General features: G+C 36.6%; 22 protein-coding genes. 12 read left to right on the top strand and 10 right to left on the bottom strand.

Features of this window, described 5'->3' with window-relative positions:
- The first annotated feature begins 42 nt into the window (after positions 1–42).
- The 4 genes from ACZ1AQ_RS07580 to ACZ1AQ_RS07565 all read left to right on the top strand — a co-directional run bounded on the left by ACZ1AQ_RS07580 (position 43) and on the right by ACZ1AQ_RS07565 (position 4,463).
- Positions 43–783 (top strand): hypothetical protein, encoded by a 741-nt coding sequence (locus ACZ1AQ_RS07580; RefSeq protein ID WP_489632325.1) that lies wholly within the window; start codon positions 43–45, stop codon positions 781–783.
- A gap of 122 nt (positions 784–905) precedes the next feature.
- On the top strand, positions 906–2,507 hold the full coding sequence (locus ACZ1AQ_RS07575; protein ID WP_489632324.1) for a fumarate hydratase: 1,602 nt from the start codon (positions 906–908) through the stop codon (positions 2,505–2,507).
- 64 nt (positions 2,508–2,571) lie between these two features.
- On the top strand, positions 2,572–3,444 hold the full coding sequence (locus tag ACZ1AQ_RS07570) for a sugar phosphate nucleotidyltransferase (protein WP_489632323.1): 873 nt from the start codon (positions 2,572–2,574) through the stop codon (positions 3,442–3,444).
- Positions 3,441–4,463, top strand: a complete 1,023-nt coding sequence (locus ACZ1AQ_RS07565) for a phosphotransferase enzyme family protein (RefSeq protein WP_489632322.1) — start codon at positions 3,441–3,443, stop codon at positions 4,461–4,463. Before ACZ1AQ_RS07570 ends, ACZ1AQ_RS07565 begins: the two co-directional genes overlap by 4 nt.
- A 66-nt stretch (positions 4,464–4,529) precedes the next feature.
- On the opposite strand, the gene ACZ1AQ_RS07560 is transcribed toward ACZ1AQ_RS07565, so the two are convergent.
- The 9 genes from ACZ1AQ_RS07560 to trhO form a co-directional block, all read right to left on the bottom strand.
- Positions 4,530–5,186: a CoA transferase subunit B gene (locus ACZ1AQ_RS07560; RefSeq protein WP_489632321.1), complete on the bottom strand. Its 657-nt coding sequence runs from the start codon at positions 5,184–5,186 to the stop codon at positions 4,530–4,532.
- A 128-nt stretch (positions 5,187–5,314) separates the two neighbouring features.
- Complete coding sequence (locus ACZ1AQ_RS07555; protein ID WP_159689348.1) at positions 5,315–6,013, bottom strand: CoA transferase subunit A; 699 nt, start codon at positions 6,011–6,013, stop codon at positions 5,315–5,317.
- Between the two features lie 218 nt (positions 6,014–6,231).
- Positions 6,232–8,547, bottom strand: coding sequence for a penicillin-binding protein 1A (locus ACZ1AQ_RS07550; protein ID WP_489632320.1), 2,316 nt, complete (start codon positions 8,545–8,547; stop codon positions 6,232–6,234).
- A 4-nt stretch (positions 8,548–8,551) separates the two neighbouring features.
- Positions 8,552–9,031: a gliding motility lipoprotein GldH gene (locus tag ACZ1AQ_RS07545; protein ID WP_064715817.1), complete on the bottom strand. Its 480-nt coding sequence runs from the start codon at positions 9,029–9,031 to the stop codon at positions 8,552–8,554.
- The gene (locus tag ACZ1AQ_RS07540; protein ID WP_489632319.1) at positions 9,015–10,337 is read right to left on the bottom strand and encodes a PSP1 domain-containing protein; all 1,323 of its coding nucleotides are present in this window, start codon (positions 10,335–10,337) and stop codon (positions 9,015–9,017) included. Before ACZ1AQ_RS07540 ends, ACZ1AQ_RS07545 begins: the two co-directional genes overlap by 17 nt.
- Before the next feature lie 507 nt (positions 10,338–10,844).
- Positions 10,845–11,075 (bottom strand): ferredoxin, encoded by a 231-nt coding sequence (locus tag ACZ1AQ_RS07535; RefSeq protein ID WP_024980634.1) that lies wholly within the window; start codon positions 11,073–11,075, stop codon positions 10,845–10,847.
- Complete coding sequence (locus tag ACZ1AQ_RS07530) at positions 11,075–12,316, bottom strand: peptidase U32 family protein (RefSeq protein ID WP_489632318.1); 1,242 nt, start codon at positions 12,314–12,316, stop codon at positions 11,075–11,077. Before ACZ1AQ_RS07530 ends, ACZ1AQ_RS07535 begins: the two co-directional genes overlap by 1 nt.
- Before the next feature lie 190 nt (positions 12,317–12,506).
- Complete coding sequence (gene tnpA / locus ACZ1AQ_RS07525) at positions 12,507–12,950, bottom strand: IS200/IS605 family transposase (protein ID WP_489632317.1); 444 nt, start codon at positions 12,948–12,950, stop codon at positions 12,507–12,509.
- A 155-nt stretch (positions 12,951–13,105) separates the two neighbouring features.
- Positions 13,106–14,476, bottom strand: a complete 1,371-nt coding sequence (trhO, locus tag ACZ1AQ_RS07520) for an oxygen-dependent tRNA uridine(34) hydroxylase TrhO (RefSeq protein ID WP_489632316.1) — start codon at positions 14,474–14,476, stop codon at positions 13,106–13,108.
- Positions 14,477–14,678: 202 nt separating this feature from the next.
- Between trhO and ACZ1AQ_RS07515 the strand changes: the two genes are divergently transcribed.
- The 4 genes from ACZ1AQ_RS07515 (at position 14,679) to ACZ1AQ_RS07500 (ending at position 21,103) form a co-directional block, all read left to right on the top strand.
- On the top strand, positions 14,679–15,815 hold the full coding sequence (locus tag ACZ1AQ_RS07515) for an efflux RND transporter periplasmic adaptor subunit (protein WP_489632315.1): 1,137 nt from the start codon (positions 14,679–14,681) through the stop codon (positions 15,813–15,815).
- Between the two features lie 2 nt (positions 15,816–15,817).
- A complete protein-coding gene (locus ACZ1AQ_RS07510; RefSeq protein ID WP_489632314.1) occupies positions 15,818–18,976 on the top strand; it encodes an efflux RND transporter permease subunit in 3,159 nt (1,052 codons plus the stop codon).
- Positions 18,966–20,339: a TolC family protein gene (locus ACZ1AQ_RS07505; protein WP_489632313.1), complete on the top strand. Its 1,374-nt coding sequence runs from the start codon at positions 18,966–18,968 to the stop codon at positions 20,337–20,339. Before ACZ1AQ_RS07510 ends, ACZ1AQ_RS07505 begins: the two co-directional genes overlap by 11 nt.
- Positions 20,340–20,563: 224 nt before the next feature.
- Entirely contained in the window at positions 20,564–21,103 is a 540-nt protein-coding gene (locus ACZ1AQ_RS07500; protein WP_489632312.1) for a DMP19 family protein, read from the top strand.
- Positions 21,104–21,154: 51 nt separating this feature from the next.
- On the opposite strand, the gene ACZ1AQ_RS07495 is transcribed toward ACZ1AQ_RS07500, so the two are convergent.
- Positions 21,155–21,658 (bottom strand): outer membrane beta-barrel protein, encoded by a 504-nt coding sequence (locus ACZ1AQ_RS07495; protein WP_489632311.1) that lies wholly within the window; start codon positions 21,656–21,658, stop codon positions 21,155–21,157.
- A gap of 306 nt (positions 21,659–21,964) precedes the next feature.
- Between ACZ1AQ_RS07495 and ACZ1AQ_RS07490 the strand changes: the two genes are divergently transcribed.
- The 4 genes from ACZ1AQ_RS07490 to ACZ1AQ_RS07475 all read left to right on the top strand — a co-directional run bounded on the left by ACZ1AQ_RS07490 (position 21,965) and on the right by ACZ1AQ_RS07475 (position 26,877).
- Complete coding sequence (locus ACZ1AQ_RS07490) at positions 21,965–23,089, top strand: DinB family protein (RefSeq protein ID WP_489632310.1); 1,125 nt, start codon at positions 21,965–21,967, stop codon at positions 23,087–23,089.
- Positions 23,090–23,262: 173 nt separating this feature from the next.
- Positions 23,263–24,534 carry a serine--tRNA ligase gene (gene serS / locus ACZ1AQ_RS07485; RefSeq protein WP_489632309.1) on the top strand — a complete coding sequence of 424 codons (1,272 nt, stop codon included), beginning with the start codon at positions 23,263–23,265 and terminating at the stop codon, positions 24,532–24,534.
- Positions 24,535–24,710: 176 nt separating this feature from the next.
- Positions 24,711–26,489 (top strand): tetratricopeptide repeat protein, encoded by a 1,779-nt coding sequence (locus ACZ1AQ_RS07480; protein ID WP_489632308.1) that lies wholly within the window; start codon positions 24,711–24,713, stop codon positions 26,487–26,489.
- Between the two features lie 76 nt (positions 26,490–26,565).
- Complete coding sequence (locus ACZ1AQ_RS07475; RefSeq protein WP_159689293.1) at positions 26,566–26,877, top strand: DUF4286 family protein; 312 nt, start codon at positions 26,566–26,568, stop codon at positions 26,875–26,877.
- The last annotated feature ends 58 nt before the right edge of the window (positions 26,878–26,935 follow it).

Here is a 26,935-nt window from a genome sequence, read left to right as displayed (position 1 = left end):
ATAAAGAATTAATAGCCAATTTTCCCCTAAATCTATTCTATTATGAGAATTCTATTGTTCTTTTTATTTGCTTTTTTTATCAGTTGTCAAAAACAGAAAGTAATAAGTAAACCCGAAACTTCAATTCAAGAAAAAACAAAATTAATTGCAGGAAGAACAACGGAAAAGCTACTAAAGACGGATACCGTTTTTGTATATGATTCAGGAGAATTGAATCCTAACTTTTTTGTCCTTGCGCATTTATTGCATAAAAAAATGGATAAGGATAGTCTGCTTACGATGAGTTATCGTCTTGATTTTTACATAGATAAAAAAAATATTGCTTCTTCAAGAATCATAATTCCCAATTATACTAATGGTTCTGAATGGAGTGGGTCTTTGGGATTGAGCGATGCAACTAGTAAACAATCTCCCTTTTTCACAATTCATCTTGGATATCCCGCATGTGGCTATGCTCAGCAAAACTTTTTGTTTTTTATAAAAAAAGAAAAACTACAATTAGTGCACCAATGGGAATCTGTTTTTGATAGTGGTTGGGGGAGTTGGGTTGAAATTCACAATCCAGAGCATAAAGTAGAACCTCAATTCTTTTATTGTAAAACTGTATCTTTTGAACCGTCTGATAATTCTACAGAAGAAGAGGAAAAAGGCGTTTTATCGTATAGTGATTCAACTGTTTTTAGACTTAAAAATAATCAGTGGAGAAAGCAACTGATTACGACTAAGAATTTGACTTATTTTAAAAAGGAAATGACGTTTGACGAATACCACAAAAACGAATAAGTCTTTGTTATGTGTATGTTTTGGAGCTAATTTATACCAATTCTAAAGGATAAGTTTTGAGAAATGGATTTTCATTCTTTCAACAATTCTTATCTTTACCTTTCATAAAAAAACAATACAATATGGACTTTATATACCAGGATCCTTATCCTATTTTAAAAGACGAAACACAATACCGAAAAATTACTTCCGATTTTGTAAAAGTTGAACAGTTAGGTGAACGTGAGATTTTAAACGTAGACCCGAAAGGGTTAGAATTATTGGCTCAAGAAGCTATGAGAGACGTTTCTTTTATGCTACGTACTTCGCATTTAGAAAAATTAAGAGCCATTTTGGATGACCCAGAAGCGACCGATAATGATCGTTTTGTAGCGTATAATTTATTGCAAAATGCCGTAGTAGCTATCGATGGCGAATTGCCTTCTTGTCAAGATACGGGGACAGCGATTGTGATGGCCAAAAAAGGAGAGAATGTATACACTGGCGTTGATGATGCAGAGTATTTGTCAAAAGGAATTTTTAATACCTATCAAGAAAAAAACCTTCGTTATTCTCAAATTGTGCCTATTAGCATGTTTGAAGAGAAAAATTCGGGATCGAACCTTCCGGCTCAAATTGATATTTATGCCAAAAAAGGAGCATCATATGAATTTCTATTTTTAGCTAAAGGAGGAGGCTCAGCGAATAAAACGTATTTATACCAACAAACGAAATCATTATTGAATGAGAAATCTTTAGATGCTTTTATTCGTGCTAAGATCATGGATTTGGGGACATCTGCTTGTCCACCTTACCACTTGGCTTTGGTGATTGGAGGAACTTCTGCCGAAGCTAACTTGGCAGCTGTTAAAAAAGCTTCCGCAGGTTATTATGATCATTTGCCTACTTCTGGAAATATGGCTGGTCAAGCTTTCCGTGATTTGGAGTGGGAGAAACGAGTACAAACCATTTGTCAAGAAAGTCAGATTGGAGCACAATTTGGAGGTAAATATTTCACACACGATGTTCGTGTCATTCGTTTGCCGCGTCACGCTGCTTCTTGTCCAGTAGGGTTAGGAGTTTCTTGTTCGGCGGATAGAAATATCAAAGGGAAAATTACCAAAGACGGTATTTTTGTTGAACAATTGGAAGTGAATCCAAAACGATTATTGCCAGAAACACCTCCTCATTTGGAAGCGGCTGTCGAAATTGATTTGAACCGACCCATGCCAGAAATTTTGGCGGAGTTGTCTAAATATCCTATCAAAACACGATTAAAACTAAACGGTACCTTGATTGTAGCTCGCGATATTGCACATGCGAAAATCAAAGAGTTGTTAGATGCCGGGAAACCTATGCCGGAATACTTTAAAAATCATCCTATCTATTATGCCGGACCAGCCAAAACACCAGAAGGAATGCCTTCAGGAAGTTTTGGACCAACCACTGCAGGTCGTATGGATGTGTATGTAGAAGAGTTTCAAAAAAATGGGGGAAGCATGATTATGCTCGCCAAAGGTAACCGAACCAAAGACGTAAGGAACGCTTGTAAAACCTATGGAGGATTCTATTTGGGGTCTATTGGTGGACCAGCAGCTATTTTGGCAAAAGAGAATATTCTCTCAGTTGAGGTAGTGGATTTTGAGGAATTAGGTATGGAAGCCGTTCGCAAAATCACCATCAAAGATTTCCCTGCTTTTATTATTACAGATGATAAAGGGAATGACTTTTTTGAAAATTTATAATTTATAATCATTTAACTAAGACTGTCTTTCATAAGACAGTCTTTTTTATTAACTCTATTTTTATTTGAAACCAACACTATTAGTTTTAGCAGCAGGTTTAGGCTCTCGTTACGGTGGTCTTAAACAGCTAGACGGATTAGGGCCTCAGGGACAAATTATCATGGATTATTCTATTCATGATGCACTAAAAGCAGGTTTTGGAAACGTGGTTTTGATTGTACAAGAACCAATGATTCCTGTGCTCAGTGAGCGCTATTTGGTACAACAACAATTGCCCGTTTCTTTTGTGATTCAAGATCGAAAAATTGAAAGACATAATATAGTATACGAAAATGCCAAACCTTGGGGGACTGCTCATGCTTTGTGGTGTGCTAAAAAAGCAATACAAGGGAATTTTTTGTTGATTAATGCGGATGATTTTTACGGTCAAAACTCCTTTGTTTTAGCCTATCAACATTTATCCCAAAATGAAAATCCGTGTGCCATTGTATTTCCTATCTTGAAAACCTTATCCGAAAATGGTACCGTAAATCGAGCAGAAGTTCATGTTGAAAATGGTTTTTTGAAAGATTCTATCGAGAGAGAAAAAATCAGCAAAACCGATGAAGGTATCTTTTATCCTGATTCAAAAGGAGAAAGTGTATCATTGCCTGAAAACACTTTGGTCTCGATGAACATGTGGGGGTTTACACCTGCAATTTTTGATTTCTTAGAAGAAGATTTGGATGCCTTTATTCAGAAATGGCAAAACAATTCAGCAATAGAGTACCAGCTGCCGAAGGTGGTTACAGCTATGATTGAAGCTGGCGTTTATCAAATATCGGTGATTTCGACCAACGAAGAATGGATTGGAGTTACGTATCAAGAGGATAAGCAAAAAGCAATGAAGCAATTAAAAAAGCTTCATGATTTAGGGGTGTATAGCGAAAAAGTATGAAGGTAATTGCAAAGATAGTAAGCGATTTTTTAGGTCCTGTTACTATTCACGATGTAGTTGTACTACAAAGTGGGTTAATCAATAGTACTTATAAAGTTTTGACTTCAAAGGGTGATTTTATATTACAAAAGATGAATCAAACTGTTTTTCCTAACATTCATGCGCTCTTAAATAATAAAATAAAGATTACCCAATATTTTCAAAAGATAGGTTTTCCAACGATTACGTATCAGGCTACTTCCAAAGGATTGTTTTATACTCAAGAAGGCGAAGATATTTGGCAAATGTCGGTCTATGTTCCATCGGTAGTTAAGGAAAAAATAGAATCGCCTGTTATGGCTGAAAAAGCTGGAATTTATTTGGGCCAATTTCATAAAGCGTTATTAGATTTTCCAATTACTGAGCTTGAATATACCCTTCCAGATTTTCATAACACCCCCAAGCGATTTAATGATTTTAAGATTAAGCTTGTTAGTGCTTCAAAAGACCGTTTAAAAAATGCTTTTGAAGAAATAAATCAACTGAGCTATTATTATACAAAAGTAGCGACGGTAGCTTTAGCGATTCAAGACGGAGTAATTCCGTTGCGCGTTGTGCATAATGACACCAAAATCGGCAATATGCTTTTTGATGAAAAAGGTGATGTTATTTGTATTATTGATTACGATACAATTATGCCTGGGAGTATTCTTCATGATGTGGGTGATGCTTTAAGGACAGGTACCAATACAGCTAGTGAGGAAGAAAAAGAGTTAAGTCAAGTAAAATTTGATATCAAAATATACGAATCGTTTATGAAAGGATATACTAATGAAGCCCTTTCTTTTATGACTGCAAATGAAGCTCAAGCAATTCACCTTAGTTTGCCCTTGCTACTTTTTGAACAAGCTTGCCGTTTTCTATCAGACTATTTAGATAACGATTCGTATTATGCTACCACTTATGAAGAGCATAATTTGGTTCGAGCCAAAACTCAGATTCATCTATTAGCACAAGTTTGTGACTATTTCAATTTATAGTATAGATCAAGAATTTTATAAAAATCCCACATAAGTAAGGTTACTGATGTGGGATTTTTGTGTATTCTAGTCTATTGCCATTTCAGGAATTTCGCCTTCGATGATTAAGTTGGCCTCTGTAGAAGCGATAATATGTTCTACTGATACACCTGGAGCTCTTTCTAAAAGCTTAAATCCTTTAGGAGTAATTTCCATAACCGCCAATTCGGTTACGACTTTTTTTACACAGCCCACGCCAGTTAATGGTAAGGTGCATTTTTTCAAGATTTTACTTTCACCGGCTTTGTTCACGTGCATCATGGCCACAATGATATTATCCGCCGATGCTACTAAATCCATAGCACCACCCATTCCCTTAACCATTTTCCCTGGAATTTTCCAATTGGCAATGTCACCGTTTTCGGCTACTTCCATAGCGCCGAGAATAGTCAAGTCTACATGTTGACCGCGAATCATTCCAAAACTCGTTGCAGAGTCAAAAAAACTAGCTCCTGGAAGCGTTGTAATGGTTTGTTTGCCAGCATTGATTAAATCGGCATCTTCTTCACCTTCAAAAGGAAAAGGACCCATACCTAAAACACCGTTTTCACTTTGAAATTCAACCGAAATATCTTCTCTTACATAATTGGCTACCAAGGTTGGAATCCCAATGCCTAGGTTCACAAAGTAACCGTCTTGTACTTCTTTTGCAATGCGTTTTGCTATATCTTCTTTTGTTAGCATAATTTTGTTTTTTGAAACATATAAGTTTAGTTTTAGTATTGCCTACTAAATATTTTGAATCAGATAAGGAATTAGAAACATTTAAGTCTTAGCTTCAGACTGAATACTAAAAAAGTGACCTCTGAATACTATCTTTTTCTAACTGTTCTTTGCTCTATTCGTTTTTCATATTTCTCTCCTTGAAAAATACGTTGTACTAAAATTCCAGGAATATGAATTTGATTCGGGTCCAAAGTTCCTGCTTCTACTAATTCTTCTACTTCAGCAATGGTAATTTTTGCGGCACCGCACATACACGGATTAAAATTTCTAGCCGTTCCTTTGAAGATTAAATTCCCAGCAGTATCGCCTTTCCAAGCTTTCACAATGGCAAAATCAGCTTTGAAAGCTTCTTCCATAATGTGCATTTTCCCATTGAATTCACGTACTTCTTTGCCTGTGGCAACTTCAGTTCCATAACCAGCTGGAGTAAAAAAAGCAGGAATTCCAGCTTGAGCAGCGCGACAACGCTCAGCCAAAGTACCTTGGGGAATCAAATCTACTTCGAGTTCGCCAGAGAGCATTTGGCGTTCAAATTCTGCATTTTCTCCCACATAAGAAGAAATCATTTTTTTGATTTGTTTTTTTTGTAAAAGCAAACCAAGTCCAAAATCATCTACACCGGCGTTGTTTGAAATACAAGTTAAATCGTTAACGCCTTTTTGAACTAAAGCTGCAATGGAGTTTTCTGGTATTCCACAAAGGCCAAAGCCACCTAACATCAGTGTCATTCCGTTTTCGATGCCTTGAAGGGCATCTTGAACATTGGAAACCGTTTTGTTTATCATATGTTTACAATTTATTTTAGGGATAATGTATTTATTCAATAAAACAACGACTTAAAATCTCTTTAATATTAGAAATTTCATCGCAGCCGCTAAATTAATTCAAAAAAAGAAGCAATAACGAAATCGATTGCGAAGATTGGTTTTAAAAGTATATTTTTTTTGAAATAAAGAAGCCATAACGATAGTTAAAAAAGTTATCGTTATGGCTTGTTGAATTTTTATAGTTCGAATTCCTCGGTAGTTTGTTCAGTAGCGGTAGTGTCAACCACAACGGCTCTTCTTGGAGTGTAACAATCTACTTTAATTGAAAGATTGGCGGGTCGTTCAAAAGGTTCTTTAGAAACTTGTAAACTAGGATCCTCATAACATTTTTTCATAAAATACCCCCAAACTGGCAATGCTGAGGCTGCCCCTTGACCATAAGTTAAACTTTTGAATCGAGCAGAACGGTCTTCACAACCTACCCAAACACCAGTAACTAAATTTGGTACCATACCCATAAACCATCCATCAGATTGATTTTGAGATGTTCCTGTTTTTCCGGCGATAGGGTTTCTAAACATATAAGGATAGCCTGTCCAACGGTGGTCTCCTGCTCCTCCGCCTTCGGTTCTTAATCTTGCTCCAGAACCACTTTCGGTTACACCTTCAAGTAATTTAATAACAGCAAAAGCAATGTCTTTATTCAACACATCATGCGATTCAGGAATTGGCTCGTAAATAACCACTCCGCTTTTATCTTCGATTTTGGTTAAAAACTGAGGTTTTACATAAACTCCTTGATTGGCAAAAGTACTGTAAGCAGCCACCATATCTTCAACAGTGATTTCAACCGCTCCTAAGGCAATAGAAGGTTGTGTAATAATTTCTGATTTTACACCCAATTTATGTGTTAATTCAATAACGGCTTCTGGTCCTACTTTGTCAATCAGTTTCGCTGAAATGGTGTTGATAGAATGTGCCAAAGCTTGTTTTAAGGTAACCATTCCTCGGTATTTGTTATCAGAGTTTCTTGGTTCCCAATCTTCGGTAACATGATGGCGTCCTTTATGAATCATAAAAGGAGAATCAATAATAGAGTCACAAGGTGACATATTCAATTGTTCAATAGCAGTTGCATAAACAAACGGTTTGAAAGTAGACCCTACTTGTCTCGCGCCTTGTCCTACGTGGTCGTATTGAAAATATTTATAATTGATTCCGCCCACCCAAGCTTTGATGCTTCCAGTTTGAGGCTCCATTGCCATTAAACCAGATTGCAAGAAGTGTTTGTAATAACGAATAGAATCCATTGGAGTCATTACGGTATCTATTTCTCCTTTCCAAGAGAAAATCTTCATTTTTGTTTTTTGCTTAAATGAAGCAATGATTTCATCTTCGCTTTTTTCCATAGCCTTCATGACATTCCATCGGTTAGAGGATTTCATGGCTTGGTTCATAATGCGCTGGGTTTCGGCTTCAGTAATGTTTACGAAAGGCGCATTTTTGTTGTCTTTTTGTTGCAAAAAGAATTCTTCTTGCATGTTCGCCATGTGCGCAGCTACTGCTTCTTCAGCATAGGTTTGCATTCTGGAATCGATGGTCGTATAAATCTTTAAACCATCTTTGTAGATGTCATAATCTGTACCGTCAGGTTTTTTGTTTTCTTCAACCCATTTTTTCATATAATCTCTTAGGTATTCTCTAAAATAAGTAGCAATACCATCTTTGTGAGTCTCTAATTTGAAATTGAGTTTTATGGGTAAACTTTGTAGCTGTAATTTTTGTTGTTCGGTAATGATTTTTCCTTTTTCCATTTGGTGTAAAACCACATTACGACGGTTTTTTACTCCTTCTGGATTGCGAATTGGGTTGTAAAGACCAGAGTTTTTAAACATTCCTACCAAAATAGCCGATTCGTCTATAGTCAAATCTTTTGGAGCTTTGGAGAAATAGGTTTTTGCTGCAGAGCTAACCCCTACGGAGTTGTTTCCGAAATCATAGACGTTGCAGTACATCGCAATGATTTCGTTTTTGGTATATTGTCTTTCCAAACGGATAGCGATAATCCATTCTTTTATTTTTTGAACGATACGGAAAGGAAGGAATTTCGAACCTTCTCCGTGGAATAATTGTTTGGCCAATTGTTGGGTTAGTGTACTAGCACCACCACTGGTTCCTAAACTTAAAATAGCTCGCATAGTTCCTCGACCATCGATACCAGAGTGCTCGTAAAAACGAGCATCTTCTGTCGCTACTAGGGCATCTACCAAGTTTTTTGGTAAATCAGAATATTTTAGTTGCGAACGATTCTTTTGGAAATATTTTCCCAAAACTACTCCATCAGAGGAGATGATTTCGGTAGCCAAATTAGAGTCTGGATTTTCTAAATCTTCAAAAGAAGGCATAGAGCCAAACAGTCCCCAAGAGGCAAAAAGGAAGAAAAGAGCCAAAATGCCCAAACCATAAAAGTAGATTTTCCAAAACTTCTTTTTATAGTAATTGATATCTTTATCAATTGCTTTAGACGATGTGTTATTTTTTCTAACTGCCATAATTTTACTCTATTGTTTCTATTCTAAAACCTACGTCGGTAATGCCATCCAAAACAGATACACCGGGTACTTTGCCGTTTTCTCTCAAAGCTTGTTTGATGTATACTTTGAATTGTCCTTTAAATCTAACTTTTTCTTTATAAAAAAGTTTGCTTTCTTTTAAATCTGTAAAGCCATTGCCCAACAAAGTCCCATCAGGGTTGGCCATTTGGTATTCTAAAGTATCTACTTTGGTGAAGCCATTTTTTTGTTCCATAGCCACAATCAAAAAGATATTATTGAATTTATAATCGTCATTGGCTCTCAAATTTACAAACAAATTGTATTGTTGTGTGGAGTCCAATGCAGGCAAATCGAAGGAAACAATGCTGTCTTTGTTCCAACCACTGCCTACTGTTTTGTATTCGTCAAAAACTCTTTTTTTGTCGCAGGCCAAAAAGAGTAAGACTACAGCAAATAAGATGCAACTATTTTTTATCCCCATTTTTAGTAATAATTATAGGTTTTCTTGGTTCGTTGGTTGGAGTATTACCTTGCTTTTTGTCATTGGCATTGCCTCGATTTTTGTTGTTGTGAGGTCTTTTTTTGTTGCCATTTTGTGCAGCAGGTTTGTTTGGTGCTATAGCTGGTGCAGCAGCTACATTTGCTGGTGCGGCAGCGTTTGGTTTGCGTTTTTTCGAAGGTCTTTTTTTGGCTTTGGGTTGGTCAAAACGAGTTAAACTCTCTTGTCCCATAGCGTTATTAAAGTTCTTCTCTGGTTCGGCAACCACTTCTATAGCGTAATCTTCTAACGATGAAACTTTGTTTTTTAGTTTGTTTTCGGCAATGATTTCGTGTACTTGCTCAATTTTAAGCACGTGCCAATTGGCAAAGTTATTCGTGTAAGCGAACCACATAAGGCCTTTGAAAATGTCTTGTTTTTGGCAGACAGCATCTCCTTTTTCGGTCACTAATTTGGTGTCGAAATTTGGAAAATGTTTCAAGGCATCCATATAGGTGTCGAGCTCATAATTCAAACAACATTTCAATTTCCCGCATTGTCCCGCCAATTTTTGTGGATTTAAAGACAATTGTTGGTAACGTGCTGCTGAAGTATTCACACTTCTAAAATCGGTTAACCAAGTAGAACAACATAGCTCTCTTCCGCAAGAACCGATTCCTCCTAAACGAGCGGCTTCTTGACGGAAACCTACTTGTTTCATCTCGACCCTTGTGCTGAATTCTTTGGCAAAATCCTTAATCAACATTCTAAAATCGACACGGTCGTTGGCGGTGTAGTAGAAAGTTGCTTTGGAACCATCACCTTGAAATTCGATATCCGAAATTTTCATTTCTAATTTATGATGAATTGCCAATTCACGTGCTCGAACTTTCATAGGCTCTTCGCGATCTCGAGCGGCAGTCCAAATGTCGATGTCTTTTTGAGAAGCTTTTCTATAGATTTTTGGAATATCGGTTCCGTTAGGATTGACTCCTTTTTTCTTCATTTGAATTTTTACCAACTCGCCAGTTAGCGTTACAATTCCGATATCGTGACCAGGTGAAGCTACTGTTGCCACGATGTCTCCCATACTTAAGGTTAGTTTTTCGGTATTGCGGTAAAATTCTTTTCTGCCGTTTTTGAAACGTACTTCGACACAGTCAAAAGGCGCTTCGCCATTGGGTAAACTCATGTTCGAAAGCCAGTCAAAAACGGTTAATTTGTTGCAGCTATCGGTGCCGCAAGTCCCATTATTTTTACACCCCTTTGGTGCGCCACCATCGGAAGTTGAACAACTTGTACAAGCCATAATTATATTGTAGTGTTGCCAAAAAAGCAACTTGAGTTCTTACTTAAATTTAATCGGTAAAGATAGTATTTTTTAATTGTATGTTACAACGGTAAAAAATAAGGATGCGTCTTAAAATTATACTAAAAAAATTGGAATTTTGAGATGACTTATCTTAATCTTGGATGTATTTCTATAACAATAAAGGATTTTCCAAAATTATTATGTTTTTGAACCATTTAAGGCATTTTAGAACATATAAGTTTGGGGTAAAATAAAAACCACCACAAAAAGGATTGTGATGGTTTAGATTATTGCATTTATGATTGTTGATAAAGAAGCAAAATGTGGCTCTTTAGCCCCGATTGCTTCGCCAGTTCGCTATCGCTCGGGTGAAGTGGAAATCCTTTTTTTTTACACCTGTCAGGTTTTTAAAACCTGACAGGTGTAAAAAAAGATTGTAGCGGATAGCGGGACCATTGCTTCCTAAAAATGCCTATTTTTTCTGCTCCTAAAGAGAATTAGTTTCTAGGTTTCTTTGACCGAAATGATTTTTACAGGACAAGCTTTGGCGGCGAGTTCGCAACTTTCTACGATGGTGTGATCGGGTGATTTTAGGGTGTAAAAACCTTTGGCATTGACACTTTTTATGAGTACCGATTTACCGTCTTTTTTGGACATTTGAAACTGTACGGGCGCCATTTCTACACAGTAATTGCAACCGATGCATTTGTCTCTTTGTAAGGTGATGATGACCATTAGGCTTCTACTATTTTGTATAATTTGTCGGACATTCGGATTCTAAACGGCAGTTTGAGGGTGCAATCGTCTCCTTTGGTAGCGCGCTCTGCCGAAGCATCGTTGACAAACATTTCTTCGATAATCATTTCTTGTGCGCCGGTGCTTGGACCTGTTACCAAAATTTTATCGCCTACTTTGATGTCGTAGGCTTCGATTTTGAATTGACCAATTTCGGCTTTAGGGAAGAAATGGGTGCCTTTGCCCACATAGACTTTCTTTTGCGTAGCTACGGAACCTGAAACATCGCTCCATTCGCCCAATTCTTGTCCTAAATAATAACCCGACCAGAATCCGCGGTTGTACACGGTGTTCAAAGCGTCCATCCAAACGGTGATTTTGTCTTTGGAGAACGTGCCGTCATAGTAGGCGTCAATCGCTTCGCGGTAGGTTTTAATTACGGTAGCCACATATTCTGGAGCACGACCACGCCCTTCTATTTTAAGGACTTGAATGCCTGAATCGATAACTTGGTCAAGGAAATCTAGGGTGCATAAATCTTTGGGCGACATCATATACTCGTTGTCCAATTCGATTTCGAAACCGGTTTCTTGGTCGATTACGGTATATTTTTTACGACAGTTTTGTTTGCAAGCACCGCGGTTGGCGGATGAGTTATGCGAGTGCAGACTCAAATAGCATTTCCCCGAAACAGCCATACACAAAGCGCCGTGGCCAAAGATTTCAATCTCGACCAAATTCCCGTTAGGTCCTTTGATTTGTTCTTTTTCGATTTGTTCGGTGATTTTTTTTACTTGACGCAAACTCAATTCGCGACTCAACACCATAGTATCGGCAAAAAGGCTGTAGAATTTGATGGTTTCGATATTGGTCACATTCAATTGAGTCGAAATGTGAACTTCCATCCCCACGCTTCGAGCCATTGCAATTACGGCTTGATCGGAAGCAATCACCGCAGTGATGTTGGCTTCCTTGGCTTTATTGATTAAAGTTTTGACCACAGATAAGTCGTGGTCATAAATGATGGTGTTTAAGGTCAAGTAACTGCGTACGTTTTTGGCTTCGCAGCGTTTGGCGATTTCTGCCAAATCATCCATAGTGAAGTTTACCGAGGCGCGGGCACGCATATTGAGTTGTTCTACTCCAAAATAAACGGAGTCACAGCCATTGTCTAAAGCGGCTTGCAAGGATTCGAAATTCCCGGCAGGTGCCATCAATTCTATTTTGTTGTTTGTGGTCATTGTATTATAATCTGTTTGTAGTCCAACGGTTGAAACCGTTGGTTATGTTTTTGTATATATGTTGTTTATATTGTCCACGGTTTCAACCGGGGATCGTAATGTTTATATTATTATAGCTCTAACGGTTTAAACCGTTAGCTATGGTTTTCGTATGTTGTGTATTTTGTCCAAGGTTCATCTGCTGGAAACGTTATGATTCATTAGAATTATTCAATCCGTGTAATTTTATAAAATCATCAAATTCGTCTTGGCTATTTTTTTTGAGATGATGTTGTTTTTGATTTTTTATGTAATTGTATACAGCCTCAAGTTGTGATTCGCTTACAGAAAAAGCAGCAAAACCATTCTGCCAAGCAAACTTTTCAAGCATTATATTATTGCCATTTATCGAGTGAGATGAACTTCCTTTTACTTGTTTCATTACATCGCTAATAGATTTTTGTGGATTCAATAAAAATAAAGCGTGAATATGATCAGGCATTCCATTGATAATTCGAACGGGACATCCAAGCTCGATTAACTCTTCTCTTATAAAGTTATAAACCTGACTTTCAATAGAAAAATCAACTAATTCCTGTCTGTTTTTTGTTGCCCATATGGCATGAATCCATAATTTATTATAAGACTGTGGCATACTTTTGAATGTATATTTTCACCTTAAATTGTATCTAATTCGGTTGAAACCGTTGGCAATATTTTTTCCTTTTCGAGTTTCTAACAGTTGAAATCGTTAGTTATATTGCTTTATTCTATTGCCTACGGTTTCAACCGTAGGATAAATATCTGATTTTAATTTCTAGAAGCAGTATTGATTTTAAACAATTTATCAGACAAACGCACTCTGAAAGGCACTTCAAAAGTTACTTTGTCGCCTGCTTGTGCGACCGTGTTTTCGCTGCCGTTAACTAACATTTTTTCGAGTACAAGTTGTTCGTTTCCTGTAGTAGGGCCCGAAATAAGAATGGTGTCTCCTACTTGTAGTTCGTTATTCTCAATGACAAAAAGGGCTACTTGCGCTTTTACAAAATAGTGTTGAGCGTTTCCAAGAAGTGTTTTTTTAATTTTGATTCTTTGACGAATTTTAGTTGGAGTAGTAGCCACAGCTAAAGGCGCGTCGGGAAGGTCGCCAGAATGTTTGTAGGGTAATTTGTCTGATTTTCCTTTTCGGAAGACTTTGTTGCCTACTTGTTTACCTTTTCTCAATTTTACTTGCTCCACTAGTGGCAAGTTGATGATGTCTAAACATTCGGTAGAACAGCAATTTTGCATCGCTTCTTTGCATTCATCACATTGAATGAACAACAAATGACAGCCAACATTTTCGCAATTGGTATGATTGTCGCAAGGTTTTCCACATTGATGGCATTGCGCGATAATATCGTCAGTAATACGCTCACCCAAACGATGGTCAAAAACGAAATTCTTTCCGATAAATTTACTTTCTAGATTTTCTTCTTTGATTTGTTTGGCGTAGTTGATGATGCCTCCTTCTAATTGGAAAACATTTTTAAAACCTTGGTGTTTGAAGTAAGCCGAAGCTTTTTCGCAGCGAATTCCTCCAGTGCAATACATCACCAGATTTTTATCTTCTTTAAATTCTTGTAATTGTTCGTTGATGATAGGCAAGGATTCACGGAAGGTTTCCACGTCAGGAGTAATAGCGCCTTTAAAATGACCAATTTCACTTTCGTAATGGTTTCTAAAATCGACTACAATCGTGTTTGGATCTTCTAATATTTCGTTGAATTCTTTGGCTTTGAGGTGTACTCCAATATTGGTAACATCAAAGGTGTCGTCGTTTAACCCGTCGGCCACAATTTTGTCACGCACTTTTACCGTGAGTTTCAAAAACGAATGATCATCGTGTTCTACAGCTACATTCAAACGAATGTTGCGCATAAATTCATAAGCTTCTAGCGTTTCGCGAAAGGCTTCTAAATTTTCGGCAGGGACAGACATTTGGGCGTTGATGCCTTCTTTGGCAACATAGGTTCTGCCTAGTGCATCTAATTTATTCCATTCGATAAATAAATCGTCGCGAAATTTTTTGGGATCTTCAATTTTGGCATACGCATAGAAAGACAATGTGAGGCGTTGTTTTCCGGCTTGGTCAATAAGCTCGGCTCTTTCTTCTGCGCTTAAGGTGTTATACAGTTGCATGCTATAAACGTTAAGTGAGAAATAAATTAGGAACTCTAATTGGAAGAATTCGGGTGCAAATGTAACGCTTTTTTATGGATATTTTTTCGACTAAATTGTATACACTTGATAGACAGTGTTATTTTTGATTTTTTTCATCAGAAAAATAAAAAGGTTTTAGAAAAAATGTTAAATTTACTAGAAATCATTTAACATAAAAATTATGGATACTGCATCTAAACCTAATTTTTTCTGGAGGCTTATTGTTTTTCTGAGTCTGTTTAGTTCTTGTAACAAAAAAGAGAATCAAGTACCGCCTCCAATTCCAGCACCATTTATAACCGTTGTTGCAAAAGATGTCCCGCTGTATAAAGAATTTGCAGCTCAAACCTTTGGTGATTTGGACATCGTTTTAACGGCAAGAGTAGATGGAATACTTACAGGAATTCATTTTATTGAAGGACAAAAAGTAAGAAAAGGACAATTGCTCTATACCATAGACCCGTTAGAGTATGATACGAAAGTTGAACAAGTCAAAGGACAAGTAGCCACTTCGCAAAGTAATCTGGCAAATGCTGAGGAAGAATTGAAAAGAATTCGTCCATTAGCCGATATGAACGCAGTTAGTAAACGAGAACTAGACGCTGCTGTCGCAAAAGCTAAAGCGGCTCGTTCCAATTATGAAAGCACTAGAGCAGCACTTAAAAACCAACAGTTAGAGAGAAGCTATTGTAATATAGTTTCTCCTATTGATGGCATCATTGGTATTAGTAATGCTAGGGTAGGTGATTATATTTCAAGAATGGGAAGTTCTTCTAAATTAAATACCGTCTCTCGATTAGATAAAGTTAGAGTACGATTTACTATCAGCGAAGCCGAATTCTTAGAATATCGCCGAAAAAATGCTTTAAACACAAAAAGCAGTAATGATATTGAGTTGTTACTTTCAGATGGTAGTGTACATCCTTATAAAGGGAAATTGAATTTCTCTGATGCCAAGATTGATCCTACTACAGGTACTATGACTATCGAAACATCCTTCCCTAATCCAGAAAACAACTTACGTTCAGGACAGTTTTCTAAAGTGAGAGCTTTGACAGAAAATCTAATTCAGGCTATTGCAATACCTCAAAAAGCAGTAACTGAAATGCAGGGTATTTACCAAGTATTGGTTATTGATAAAGACAATAAAATTCAAGTAAAAATTGTTGATGTCGGAGACAAAGTAGGTGAAGATTGGGTAATCAAAAAAGGCTTAAGTGTTGGAGATAGAGTGGCAATCACTGGTAGCATGTTCATTCAGCCAGGCTCAGTTGTACAACCTGTTCCGTATACTTCTGAAAAAAATAAAACGAAATAATTATGGATAATTTTTTTGTAAGAAGACCCATCGTTGCCATAGTTTTGTCCATTTTTATGGTGATTATTGGAGGGTTATCTGTTTTAGAAACTCCAATTTCTCAATATCCTGAAATTGCACCTCCAGTTGTTCAAGTTTCAACCAGTTATCGTGGAGCCAATGCATTAAACGTAGAGCAAGCGGTAGCTACTCCAATCGAGCAAAAAGTAAATGGGGTAGAAAACATGCTGTATATGCAATCTACCAATACAGGCGATGGCAGTATGTCTTTGTCTGTAACCTTTGATATGGGAACCGATTTGGATAATGCTACCATGTTAACGCAAAACCGTGTGGCTTCAGCAACATCAACTTTACCTGTCGATGTAAAGAATACAGGTGTAACGACTAAGAAATCGCTTTCAATGCCGTTGCTATTGTTTTCGCTTTCTTCTCCAAATAACACGTATAGCTCTGACTTTTTAACCAATTACGCCAACATCAACATAGTAGATGCTTTGTCAAGGATAAAAGGAGTTGGAGAAGTTGTAATTTTTGGTGGAAGTAACTACGCGATGCGTATTTGGGTAAAACCCGATATCTTGGCAAAATACAAATTGACCATCCCAGATGTAATGAGTGCGATCAAAGATCAAAACTCTATTGCGCCAGGTGGAAAATTTGGCGCTCCGCCAGCAGAGGATGGGAATGAATTTACCTATAACGTCACCCTTAAAGATCGTTTGGTAGATATAAAAGATTTTGAAAACATTATTTTGAAATCCAACATTGGCAACCAACAAGTACGTTTAAAAGACGTGGCAACTGTTGCTCTAGGAACCGAAAGTTATGCTTCGAAAGGGGCATTAAACGGCAAACCTGCAGGTACTATTGGTATCAAACAGATGCCAGGATCCAATGCTTTGGAAGTTGCTGATGCTTGTAAAAAAGTAATGGCCGATTTGAGTAAAAAGTTTCCTCAAGATTTAAAATATGATGTTTCATTAGATACTACTTTAGCTATTACCGAGGGGATTAATGAAATCATGCATACACTTTTTGAAGCCATCATCTTGGTAATTGTAGTGGTGTTTTTGTTCTTGCAGAATTGGAGAGCTACCATCATCCCATTAATTACGGTACCCGTTTCGTTGGTTGCTGTTTTCATGTTGTTTCCTTTGTTAGGATTCTCTGTGAACGTGCTTTCACTTTTGGGATTGGTATTGGCGATTGGTATAGTGGTGGATGATGCGATTGTAGTGGTCGAGGCCGTAATGCATCATATTGAGCACGGATTATCACCACGAGAAGCGACAAACAAGGCAATGAAAGAAGTTTCTGGTCCGGTAATCGCTATTGCGATTGTATTGACGGCAGTATTTATCCCTGTAGCGATGACGCCAGGTATTACAGGTCGTTTGTATCAACAATTTGCGATAACTATTGCAATATCAGTTATTTTCTCAGCAATTAGTGCGCTGACTTTAAGTCCAGCTTTGTGTTCCATCATGTTGAAACCTAACCAAGAAGCCAAAGGATGGTTGGGAAGATTTTTCAAAGGATTCAATCAAAAATTTGATGCCTTCACCAATCGATATACTGGATTCACTGCGTTCTTGATTAAAAAAATGATTCGTAGTTTTATCTTCATAGGTATCATCATAGTAGCTATCATTTTATTAGGAAGTAAAATCCCGGGAGGATTCGTTCCAGAAGAAGATCAAGGGTATTTGTTTGTGAATGTGGAGTTGCCAGGAGCTTCTTCTTTACACAGAACCGATGCCGTTTGTAAAAAAATTGAAGGTATTTTAGGATCCATAGAGGGTGTTGAGTTCTATACCACGGTTTCTGGATATAGTTTGTTAAAAAACTCTATGGCGACCAACAATGGATTCTTCTTTATATCTTTAAAAGAATGGAAAGAGCGTGATAAGAATGTATTCCAAATTATTCAAGAAATTAACGGTAAGTTGGTGTATGCGGTTCCAGAAGCAACTGCTTTTGCCTTCGGGCCTCCACCTATTAGTGGTGTTGGTAATTCGGCAGGTTTTTCTTTGATGTTGCAAGATAGAGCTGGAAAATCCCCTCAGTATTTATTTGATAATGCACAACGCTTCATGGCCGAAGCCAGAAAACGTCCTGAAATTGGTAGTGTTAGAACTACTTTCAATCCCTATGTGCCTCAAATTAGTTTAGATATTGATCGTGATAAAGTTACCGAATTGAATTTATCGCTTTCTGATGTGAATATGGCCATCGGAGCCAGTTTGGGAGGACAATACGTTAATGAGTTCAACAGATTTGGTAGACAATATATTGTATTGATTCAGGCGGCACCTAGTTTTACGCTGAATCCCGAGGACATCAATAAAATATTTGTTCGTAATCGTGACAATATTATGATTCCAATTTCAAGTATAGCAAAAATTAAAAAAGAAACGGGTCCTGAGTTTACCACTCGTTTTAACTTATACCGTGCAGCCGAAATTGGTGGATCTCCTGCGCCAGGCTATACGTCTTCGGAAGCTCGACAAGCGCTTGAAGAAACTGCCCTCAAAACACTTCCTTCGGATATGGGTTACGAATGGTCGGCCATGAGTTATCAGGAGAAACAAGCCGAAGGTAAAGGAGCTATGGTATTTATTATGGCGATTGTATTTGTTTTCCTCATTTTGGCGGCACAATACGAAAGTTGGAAGTTACCATTCAGTGTATTGTTGGGAACACCTTTTGCGGTTTTTGGAGCCTTCTTAGGATTGTATTTGTGTAAGTTATTCAGTCCCGATTACGTAAACAATGTCTTCGCTCAGATCGGTTTAGTAATGCTTATAGGTTTGGCAGCCAAAAATGCCATCCTTATTGTAGAGTTTGCCAAAGCCGAATACGAAAAAGGAGTTCCTCTTGTTGAAGCTTCTTTAAACGCTGCTAAATTGCGTTTGCGACCAATATTGATGACTGCTTTTGCTTTTATTTTAGGTGTTGTGCCTTTATTGACAGCCTCTGGAGCTGGAGCTCAAGCCCGAAAAGTAATGGGTATGACCGTGTTTAGCGGAATGTTAGTGGCTACGGTAATGGGTGTATGTTTTATACCAGTCTTGTTCGTGTTTGTAGAAAGATTTGGTAAAAAGAAACATTTAGAAAACAGCGTTGAATCTACTAAATCTATTAGCCATGAGGAATAAATGTATTAAAGTGTTGCTACTGGTAATAGTTGCTTTTTTGCCAGTGAGTTGTTTGGTTGGACCTAAATATAAAGACCCAGAGTTTAAGGAAAATTCGGCTGTTAAGTATCGATTTTCGCCCAATTCTGATACCACCAAAACAATTTTGAATGTAAAATGGTTTGATATTTTTAATGATGAAGTGTTAAAAGGCTTAATAAACAAAGGCATCGAGAACAATTTTGATTTAAAAATAGCCATTTCTCGCCTAGAGCAAGCCAAAGCCAATTTAGGATTTACCAAAGCCAATATATTGCCATCCTTTCAATACAGCGCGGGCGCTAATACGGCTGAAAACTTCATTCAAAATTCATCACTAATTGGAAATATGTCTTGGGAGATTGATTTTTGGGGAAAACTTAGACACGAAAACAGAGCCGTTCAAAATGAATTATTGGCTACTGAGGAAGCCCGAAAAACAGTGTTGGCAGGGATTGTCTCTGAAATAGCTACTGCTTATTTTCAGTTGAGAGATTTAGACAATCAATTGGAAATCACGAAACAAACGCTCAAAACGCGTCAAGATTCCTATGCTATCATTACCGATCGTTTTAAAAGTGGGTATACTTCAGAGTTGGATAAAGTACAAATAGAACAGCAAGTGGCTATTGCCGAAGCTGCTATTCCAAATATCAAACGACAAATCACCGCTTTAGAAAACACGATTTCCATTTTGATTGGTCAAACACCTGGAGTTATTGAAAGAGGAAAAACCAATAAAGAGCAATTGATGGTAACTAATTTGCCATTAGCTATTCCCTCTTCTTTGTTGCAAAACAGACCCGATGTAAAAAGAGCCGAATTGCAATACATTGCTGCTCACGAAAGAATTGGAGTAGCTCAAGCTATGCGTTTCCCATCATTTAACATCGCAGCGATTGCTGGATTTGCTACTCCTAAAATCGGCGATTTATTTAATGATGGCTCCTACAGAGATAATGCTTCTGTTGGAATAACTGGACCTATTTTTCAATTTGGGAAAAATAGAAGACGTGTTGAAATTAACCGTCAATTAGCTGAGCAATCTAAATTAAACTATCAAAAAACCTATTTAGTAGCTATTGCTGAGGTTGAAAATGCTATTCAAAACGCTACTACGTACAAAGAAGAATTTGAAGCAAGAAGCCGACAAGTTGCTGCAGCTAAGAAAAACTATGAACTTTCTTATGCGAGATATTACAATGGGTATGTTTCGTATTTGGAAGTTTTGGACGTGCAACGTTCTTTATTCGATGCTGAAATTAGTTTGTCCCAATTGTCACAACGCCAATTATCTGCTATGGTACAATTATACAAAGCATTGGGTGGTGGATGGAATGAGTAATAATGTTTAAAAAATTAAAATTTGTTTCGGCAATCTTCTAAAAACATCCTTTCGAGGATGTTTTTTTTTGAAACAATAAAAGGTATGATTATTTAAGTTATTAAGTTGTACGAGCTTCTTCATTGCGTAATGAATCGGACTTGTCGTATTTATTTTATACTTAAAATCAAACCCAACCCAATTATTTATCCGAAATTTGCATCAAACTTTCAAAAACAAAAACTATGGAATTCGGTAGGATTATCGTTTCAGAAACAGCTTTTAATAGTGAAAATCTTCAGGATGTCATTCATTCTAATATCTCTGTAATTAATTTAATGCGCGAGGAAGGAGTGGATGATGAATTTATACATGAGGATGCATTAATTAGTTATTATTTGGACTATTATTATACGCAACATGTGTTGGGAAATTTTGCTCAATTTGTGCATCATTCTGGTTGGAATGCTGATTTGAATGCGTTAATTGAAGAAGGTTTGGCCTTGATTGGAGCCCAAAAACACTTGGAATTGTTTCAACAACAATCAAAAAAAGTAAAATTAATGAGTAGCGTTAAACTCAATAAATTTTTAAATGGAAAACTAGAAGGTGTAAATCCCGTTCGAGACGCACTAAATACCGATGCTTTTTTTGAGATAGAAGAGAATTTAGTGACCTTAAATGCTAATTTTTTGAAAGCACATCCAGATTTTGAAGTTCTTACGATAGACGAAATGTTTACTGTTTTAGAAGAATTTGTAGGTCGCGAAATCAAAAGGTCTTAATACCAAAAAAGCCATTCATTGAGAATGGCTTTTTATAAAATTTAGTAACAATTAGAATTTATAAGTGATTCCAATTTTGGCACCACTTGTAGCGTTACCTCCACCACCTTCGATGTTGATTCCGAAATTTTTATTGAAGAAATACCTTCCTCCAATTTGTACGCCAAGTCCAATATCTGAATCTTCGGTACCATTATAATTTCTATCATCGTAGTTGAAAATATAATAGTTCAATCCCAATCCTCCATAAAAATCCCATTGGCTAGGAATACTTAATACTTTATTGAAGTGATAGTTAAGATTAGCACCAATACCTGTTACAGAATAGTCGTAATATGTCCCTGCATAACGCTCATTGTGTGTGCGGTAGGATAGTTCTCCACCCAAAGTAAAATTACTACCAACACCATAGTCAAGACCTACATAAACAGGAGTTCCCCAGCCAGAAGTTCCGATTCCGGCATTCAGTTGTACTCTTCCGTTTTCTAAAGGAGCTTGTGCAAAAACACTACTTGCTGAAAAGCATATAAGTGCTAAAAAAAGAATTTTTTTCATTGTAATGGTTTAAATGTTCGCGGCAAAAATAGATTATGTTAAGCTATTTTCTTAGCTTTTTTAATGTTTTGACTTTTTGAAAATTGTAATACATTTATTATGAGTGGTTTGTATTTGTTAAAAAAATGTTTAATTATTATTGTAGTATATATACTGCAAAGTTGAACTGTATAGCGTATTTTCAACCAAAATTTTAGCATGTTTACAAACACAAAACAAGAGTTTTCGAAAATAATATTATATTTATTTTTTAAAACATAGTTGTAATGTTTTAATTATCAATTGTTTAATACTTAATTTTAAAAAATGAAAAAATTTATAACTATACTCTTTTGTTTTATAGTCGTTTTTACACAAGCACAAGGAGTTATCTCTAATGATTGGGTGGCATTCCGTCAAACCATTGATATTCAAACCAAAGTAAAAAAGAAATTCAAAGTAGTCGCATCTGTAAAAGTCGAAAGTAGCGAACCGAAAGCTTGGGCTGGAATTTGGTCAAGAGTTGATAACAAAAATGATGAAATGGGTTTCTTTGATAATATGGGAGACAGACCTATCAAATCTAATATTTGGCAATCTTGCACGATAGAAGGAACCATTGACGAGAATTCAAAAGCGTTGAATTTTGGAGGCTTGTGTTCCTACAACGGTAAGTTCTATTTTGATAAATTCGAACTTTTCATAGAAAATGCCAAAGGTGTATTAGAACCCTATAGTATTATGAATGCTAGTTTTGAAATGCCTCTTAAAAATGGAGAAATTCAAAAATGGGAATTTGGCACTCGAAAAGGCAAGATTACAAAAGTCAAAGAATATAGTACAAAACTAGATAAAAGTGCTGTTGCTGGAAATACTAGTTTACTTCTTGAAGGTACAGGAATTGTCGTTAAAGAAACTGGTAAAATAGGAAATGTTGAAGGAGCTTCACCTCAAATAGGGGCGATGATTTCGATGCTCGAGGATTTGAAGGATAGGGTAGAGCGTACAGTGAAAAACATGAGTCTATACGAAATTGACTATTTGCATGACGAAAAAGCTAATAGAATCGGTTCGCTAGTTATGCATTTGGCTGCTGCCGAAAAGTATTATCAAGTACTAACATTCGAGAATAGAGACTTTACTCCCGAAGAGCAAGCAAAATGGGGCACTGCTTTAGAACTCGACAAAGGGGGACGAGATGAATGGAAAGGACATGAGATTCAATACTATTTAAACATCTATAATGAGGTACGGAACAAAACCATTGAAGAACTAAAGAAAAGAGATGATGCTTGGTTTAACCAACAAGTAATGAAAGAGGAAGTAACCAATCATTTCTGCTGGTTTCATGTAATGGAGCACCAATCGAGTCACTTAGGTCAAATCTTGTTCCTGAAAAAACGAATTCCACCCCAAAAAGAAGTCATTTTAGAACAGAAGATTAAAAATTAAATCCCTTTCAATTCATAAATAAGGAAAGCCTTCATTGAACATAAATCAAAGAAGGCTTTTTTGTGAAATCAAATCGAAAAACCATTTCCTAAAACTTTGTCTAGTACTTATCAAACATTTCGTTAAATTTGTGGGCGCAAATAGCCATAAATACAAGAGTTAAAAACAAAACTATGTTACAAATCGCATTTATTAGAGAGAATCAAGAAAAAGTAATCAATGCTTTAGCCAAAAGAAACATTGATGCTAACAGTATTGTAAACGAAGTGGTACAATTAGACGAGCAACGTCGCGCTACTCAAGTGGCTTTAGACAACACTTTATCTGAATCTAATAAATTGTCCAAAGATATTGGTGATTTGATGAAAAGTGGTGAGAAAGCAAAAGCCGCTATTCTTAAAGAAAAAACAGTTTCTTTAAAAGAAAAAAGTAAAGAGTTGGCAGAAAAAGCAGACGCTTTGGCCGAAGAATTAACTCAAAAATTATATACTTTACCTAACCTTCCTGCGGATATTGTACCGAATGGGAAATCGGCAGACGATAACCTAAACGTTTTTCAGGAAGGTGACATTCCTACGTTGCACGAAGGGGCTTTGCCTCATTGGGAATTGGTAAAAAAATACGACATTATCGATTTTGAATTGGGGGTAAAAATCACCGGTGCGGGATTCCCTGTTTATAAAGGAAAAGGAGCTCGCTTACAACGCGCGTTAATCAATTATTTTTTGGATAAAAACACAGCTGCTGGCTACAAAGAAATGCAAGTGCCGCATTTAGTGAACGAAGCTTCAGGCTACGGAACAGGGCAGTTGCCAGACAAAGAAGGGCAAATGTACCACGCTACTGTTGATGATTTGTATTTGATTCCAACGGCTGAAGTTCCTGTAACTAATTTGTTTAGAGATGTTATTGTAAGTGAAAACGAATTGCCAATTTTATGTACTGCTTACACCCCTTGTTTCCGTCGTGAAGCGGGTTCTTATGGAGCACATGTACGTGGATTAAATCGTTTGCACCAATTTGATAAAGTTGAAATTGTTCGTATCGAACATCCCGAAAAATCATACGAAGCTTTGGATGGTATGGTAGAACATGTAAAAGATATTTTGCAGGAACTAAAGTTACCGTACCGAATTTTGCGTTTGTGCGGAGGAGATATGGGATTCACTTCGGCATTGACCTATGATTTTGAAGTGTTTTCAACTGCACAAGGCCGTTGGTTAGAAATTTCATCGGTGTCTAACTTTGAAACCTTTCAAGCCAACCGTTTGAAATTACGTTTCAAAGACAAAGACGGCAAAAATCAATTGGCGCATACCTTGAACGGAAGTTCTTTGGCTTTGCCTAGAGTTTTGGCTGGAATTTTAGAAAACTACCAAACTCCAGAAGGAATTGTAATCCCAGAAGTATTACGTCCGTATTGTGGTTTTGATATCATTGACTAAAATAAATTACCATATAAGGCATTTAAGGTCATTTAAGTTTTAATGATTAAAATATTTTTTCAAACATTAAAGAATTTAATGGTTCAACTATTTAAGGCAAAAGCTTAAAATTTGAGTAGCAATGTAATTCTTATATGCCCTTAAATACCTTATATGGTTAAATAATTTTGTAACCCATGAAAAACTTCTTTCTACATATCGCACTGTTTTTTTCATGGATTTGTTTTTCGCAAAACGAACAGTTAGCTCAATATTTTTATGAAAAAGGAGATTTTGAAAAAGCTAAATTAGCCTACGAAGAACTGCTCAAAAGTATCCCGCAAAACTCCCAATACTTTCTCAGAACGGTAGATTGCTACCAGCAATTGCGACAGTTTGAGCTGGCAGAGAAAACGATTCAAACGCGTTATTCTAAATACAAGCAAGCCTTTTTATTAGTTGAAATGGGCTACAATTGGCAATTGCAAAAAAATGATGCCTACGCTAAAAGTTATTATGAACAAGCGTTAGAAAGCATTCGCAAAAATCCTAATGAAGTGTATGGTGTAGCCAATGCTTTTGAAAAAAAAGTAATCTTAGAATACGCCGTAAAAGCCTATCAAACCGCGGCTGAATTAGACACGACCTTTAACTTCAATTATCAAATGGCGTTACTTTATGGTCAATTGGGTAAAACTGATTTGATGATTACCATGTTTTTAGACGAGGCATTTATTAATCCACAAAATTCGAACTTGATTCAGCATCAATTGTCTCGTTACATGTCGGATGAAGCTGATGTTTCTTTTGCAGATGCCCTAAAAAAAGCATTGATTTTGCGTACTCAAAAAGACCAAGACATTTTCTGGAATCAGTATTTGAGTTGGTTTTACGTACAACAAAAAGAGTTTGGTAAAGCCTTTATTCAAGAAAAAGCCATTTACAAACGTAATCCAGAATCCTTGGCCGAAATTGTAAGCTTGGGACAAATGGCCATTGAGGAAGACCAAACCGAAGCGGCAACCGAAATCTTGGGCTTTGTTTTAGAAAACACCAAGGATTTGGAAACGTTGATACAAGCCAACACCTATTTGATCGAAATGAAATTGGCCAAAGCAAAACCTGCTGATTTTATGGCCATTGACACACAACTTAAAACGCTATTACAGCAATTTGAAATCAATCCGTTTACACTGAAATTGCAATTAATTCAAGCACATTTTACGGCTTTTAGTTTAAAAAAACCAGAAGAAGCAAAAGCAATTATTACTAAAGCACTGACACTTCCTTTGAATGATTATCAAATTGCTGATGCGAAAATGGAGTTGGCCGATATTTTTTTATTTGAAGAAAAATACAACCAAGCTTTGCTGTATTATTCCCAAATTGAATTGGATTTGAAGAACGATGTCATGGCACATGAAGCCAGTTTAAAAGCAGCAAAAACAAGTTATTTTAAAACCGATTTTGAATGGGCGTTGAAGCAATTTAAAGAATTAAAATCTGCCAATACGCAATTGATTGCCAATGATGCTTTGGAATATTTTTTATTGATTAATGACAATACCGTTGCCGATTCTACTCAAACGGCTTTAAAGCAATTTGCCAAAGGCGACTACTTGATGTATCAAAAACGCAACGATGAGGCAATTGCTCATTTCCAAAAGATATTACAGCAATTTAAAGGGCAAGAAATAGAAGCAGTGACTCTTTTACGATTAGGTAAATTATATGAGACGACTGGTAATTATACTCAGGCCTTACAGCAATATCAGGCGATAATTGCCCAACATAGTGATGGTATTTATGTAGATGAGGCCTTATTTTTTGCAGCAGAACTCTACGTGAAATACCTAAACGACCCCGAAAAAGCAAAGCCACTTTATGAAAAAATGATTTTTAACCATCAAGACAGCATTTACTTTGTTGAGGCAAGGAAAAAATTCAGACAGTTAAGAGGCGATAAGAATTTGTAAAAGAGTTTAATCGTTGATTCGGTTAACCGATTAAACAAATCAACGATTAAACAATTAACCGATTAAACAACAAAAGATGATTATATACAATGTTACCATCAATATTCACGAAAGTGTACACGACAAATGGATGATTTGGATGCAGCACAAGCACATTCCAGAAATATTAGCAACAGGCAAATTTACAAATGCAAGAATGGTTCGCGTTTTGGTCGAAGAGGAAATGGGAGGACTTACTTATTCAGTGCAATACACCACAGATAGCAGAGAAACATTGCAAAAATACTATCAAGAAGATGCACCCGCTTTGCGTGAAGAAGGACTCAAATTATTTGGTGATAAAATGCTAGCATTCAGAACCGAATTAGAAGTGATTTCGGAACATTAAAAACGATAGCTCCATTGATGCTAATAATATTGTAACAACGGACTCTAATCCGCTAACA

It is taken from the genome of Flavobacterium sp. UM26, assembly GCF_057922445.1.
The sequence above is the reverse complement of the archived record's forward strand: the minus strand, read 5'-3'. Positions and strand labels throughout refer to the sequence as shown.

Coding starts and splice junctions, on each gene's coding strand:
- ACZ1AQ_RS07575 (WP_489632324.1), top strand. CDS start 906: ATGGACTTTATATACCAGGATCCTTATCCTATTTTAAAAGACGAAACA.
- ACZ1AQ_RS07505 (WP_489632313.1), top strand. CDS start 18,966: ATGAGGAATAAATGTATTAAAGTGTTGCTACTGGTAATAGTTGCTTTT.
- ACZ1AQ_RS07495 (WP_489632311.1), bottom strand. CDS start 21,658: ATGAAAAAAATTCTTTTTTTAGCACTTATATGCTTTTCAGCAAGTAGT.
- ACZ1AQ_RS07490 (WP_489632310.1), top strand. CDS start 21,965: ATGAAAAAATTTATAACTATACTCTTTTGTTTTATAGTCGTTTTTACA.
- ACZ1AQ_RS07535 (WP_024980634.1), bottom strand. CDS start 11,075: ATGGTCATCATCACCTTACAAAGAGACAAATGCATCGGTTGCAATTAC.
- ACZ1AQ_RS07555 (WP_159689348.1), bottom strand. CDS start 6,013: ATGATAAACAAAACGGTTTCCAATGTTCAAGATGCCCTTCAAGGCATC.
- trhO (WP_489632316.1), bottom strand. CDS start 14,476: ATGCAACTGTATAACACCTTAAGCGCAGAAGAAAGAGCCGAGCTTATT.
- ACZ1AQ_RS07560 (WP_489632321.1), bottom strand. CDS start 5,186: ATGCTAACAAAAGAAGATATAGCAAAACGCATTGCAAAAGAAGTACAA.
- ACZ1AQ_RS07580 (WP_489632325.1), top strand. CDS start 43: ATGAGAATTCTATTGTTCTTTTTATTTGCTTTTTTTATCAGTTGTCAA.
- ACZ1AQ_RS07510 (WP_489632314.1), top strand. CDS start 15,818: ATGGATAATTTTTTTGTAAGAAGACCCATCGTTGCCATAGTTTTGTCC.
- tnpA (WP_489632317.1), bottom strand. CDS start 12,950: ATGCCACAGTCTTATAATAAATTATGGATTCATGCCATATGGGCAACA.
- ACZ1AQ_RS07500 (WP_489632312.1), top strand. CDS start 20,564: ATGGAATTCGGTAGGATTATCGTTTCAGAAACAGCTTTTAATAGTGAA.
- ACZ1AQ_RS07515 (WP_489632315.1), top strand. CDS start 14,679: ATGGATACTGCATCTAAACCTAATTTTTTCTGGAGGCTTATTGTTTTT.
- ACZ1AQ_RS07565 (WP_489632322.1), top strand. CDS start 3,441: ATGAAGGTAATTGCAAAGATAGTAAGCGATTTTTTAGGTCCTGTTACT.
- ACZ1AQ_RS07530 (WP_489632318.1), bottom strand. CDS start 12,316: ATGACCACAAACAACAAAATAGAATTGATGGCACCTGCCGGGAATTTC.
- ACZ1AQ_RS07550 (WP_489632320.1), bottom strand. CDS start 8,547: ATGGCAGTTAGAAAAAATAACACATCGTCTAAAGCAATTGATAAAGAT.
- ACZ1AQ_RS07475 (WP_159689293.1), top strand. CDS start 26,566: ATGATTATATACAATGTTACCATCAATATTCACGAAAGTGTACACGAC.
- ACZ1AQ_RS07480 (WP_489632308.1), top strand. CDS start 24,711: ATGAAAAACTTCTTTCTACATATCGCACTGTTTTTTTCATGGATTTGT.
- ACZ1AQ_RS07545 (WP_064715817.1), bottom strand. CDS start 9,031: ATGGGGATAAAAAATAGTTGCATCTTATTTGCTGTAGTCTTACTCTTT.
- serS (WP_489632309.1), top strand. CDS start 23,263: ATGTTACAAATCGCATTTATTAGAGAGAATCAAGAAAAAGTAATCAAT.
- ACZ1AQ_RS07540 (WP_489632319.1), bottom strand. CDS start 10,337: ATGGCTTGTACAAGTTGTTCAACTTCCGATGGTGGCGCACCAAAGGGG.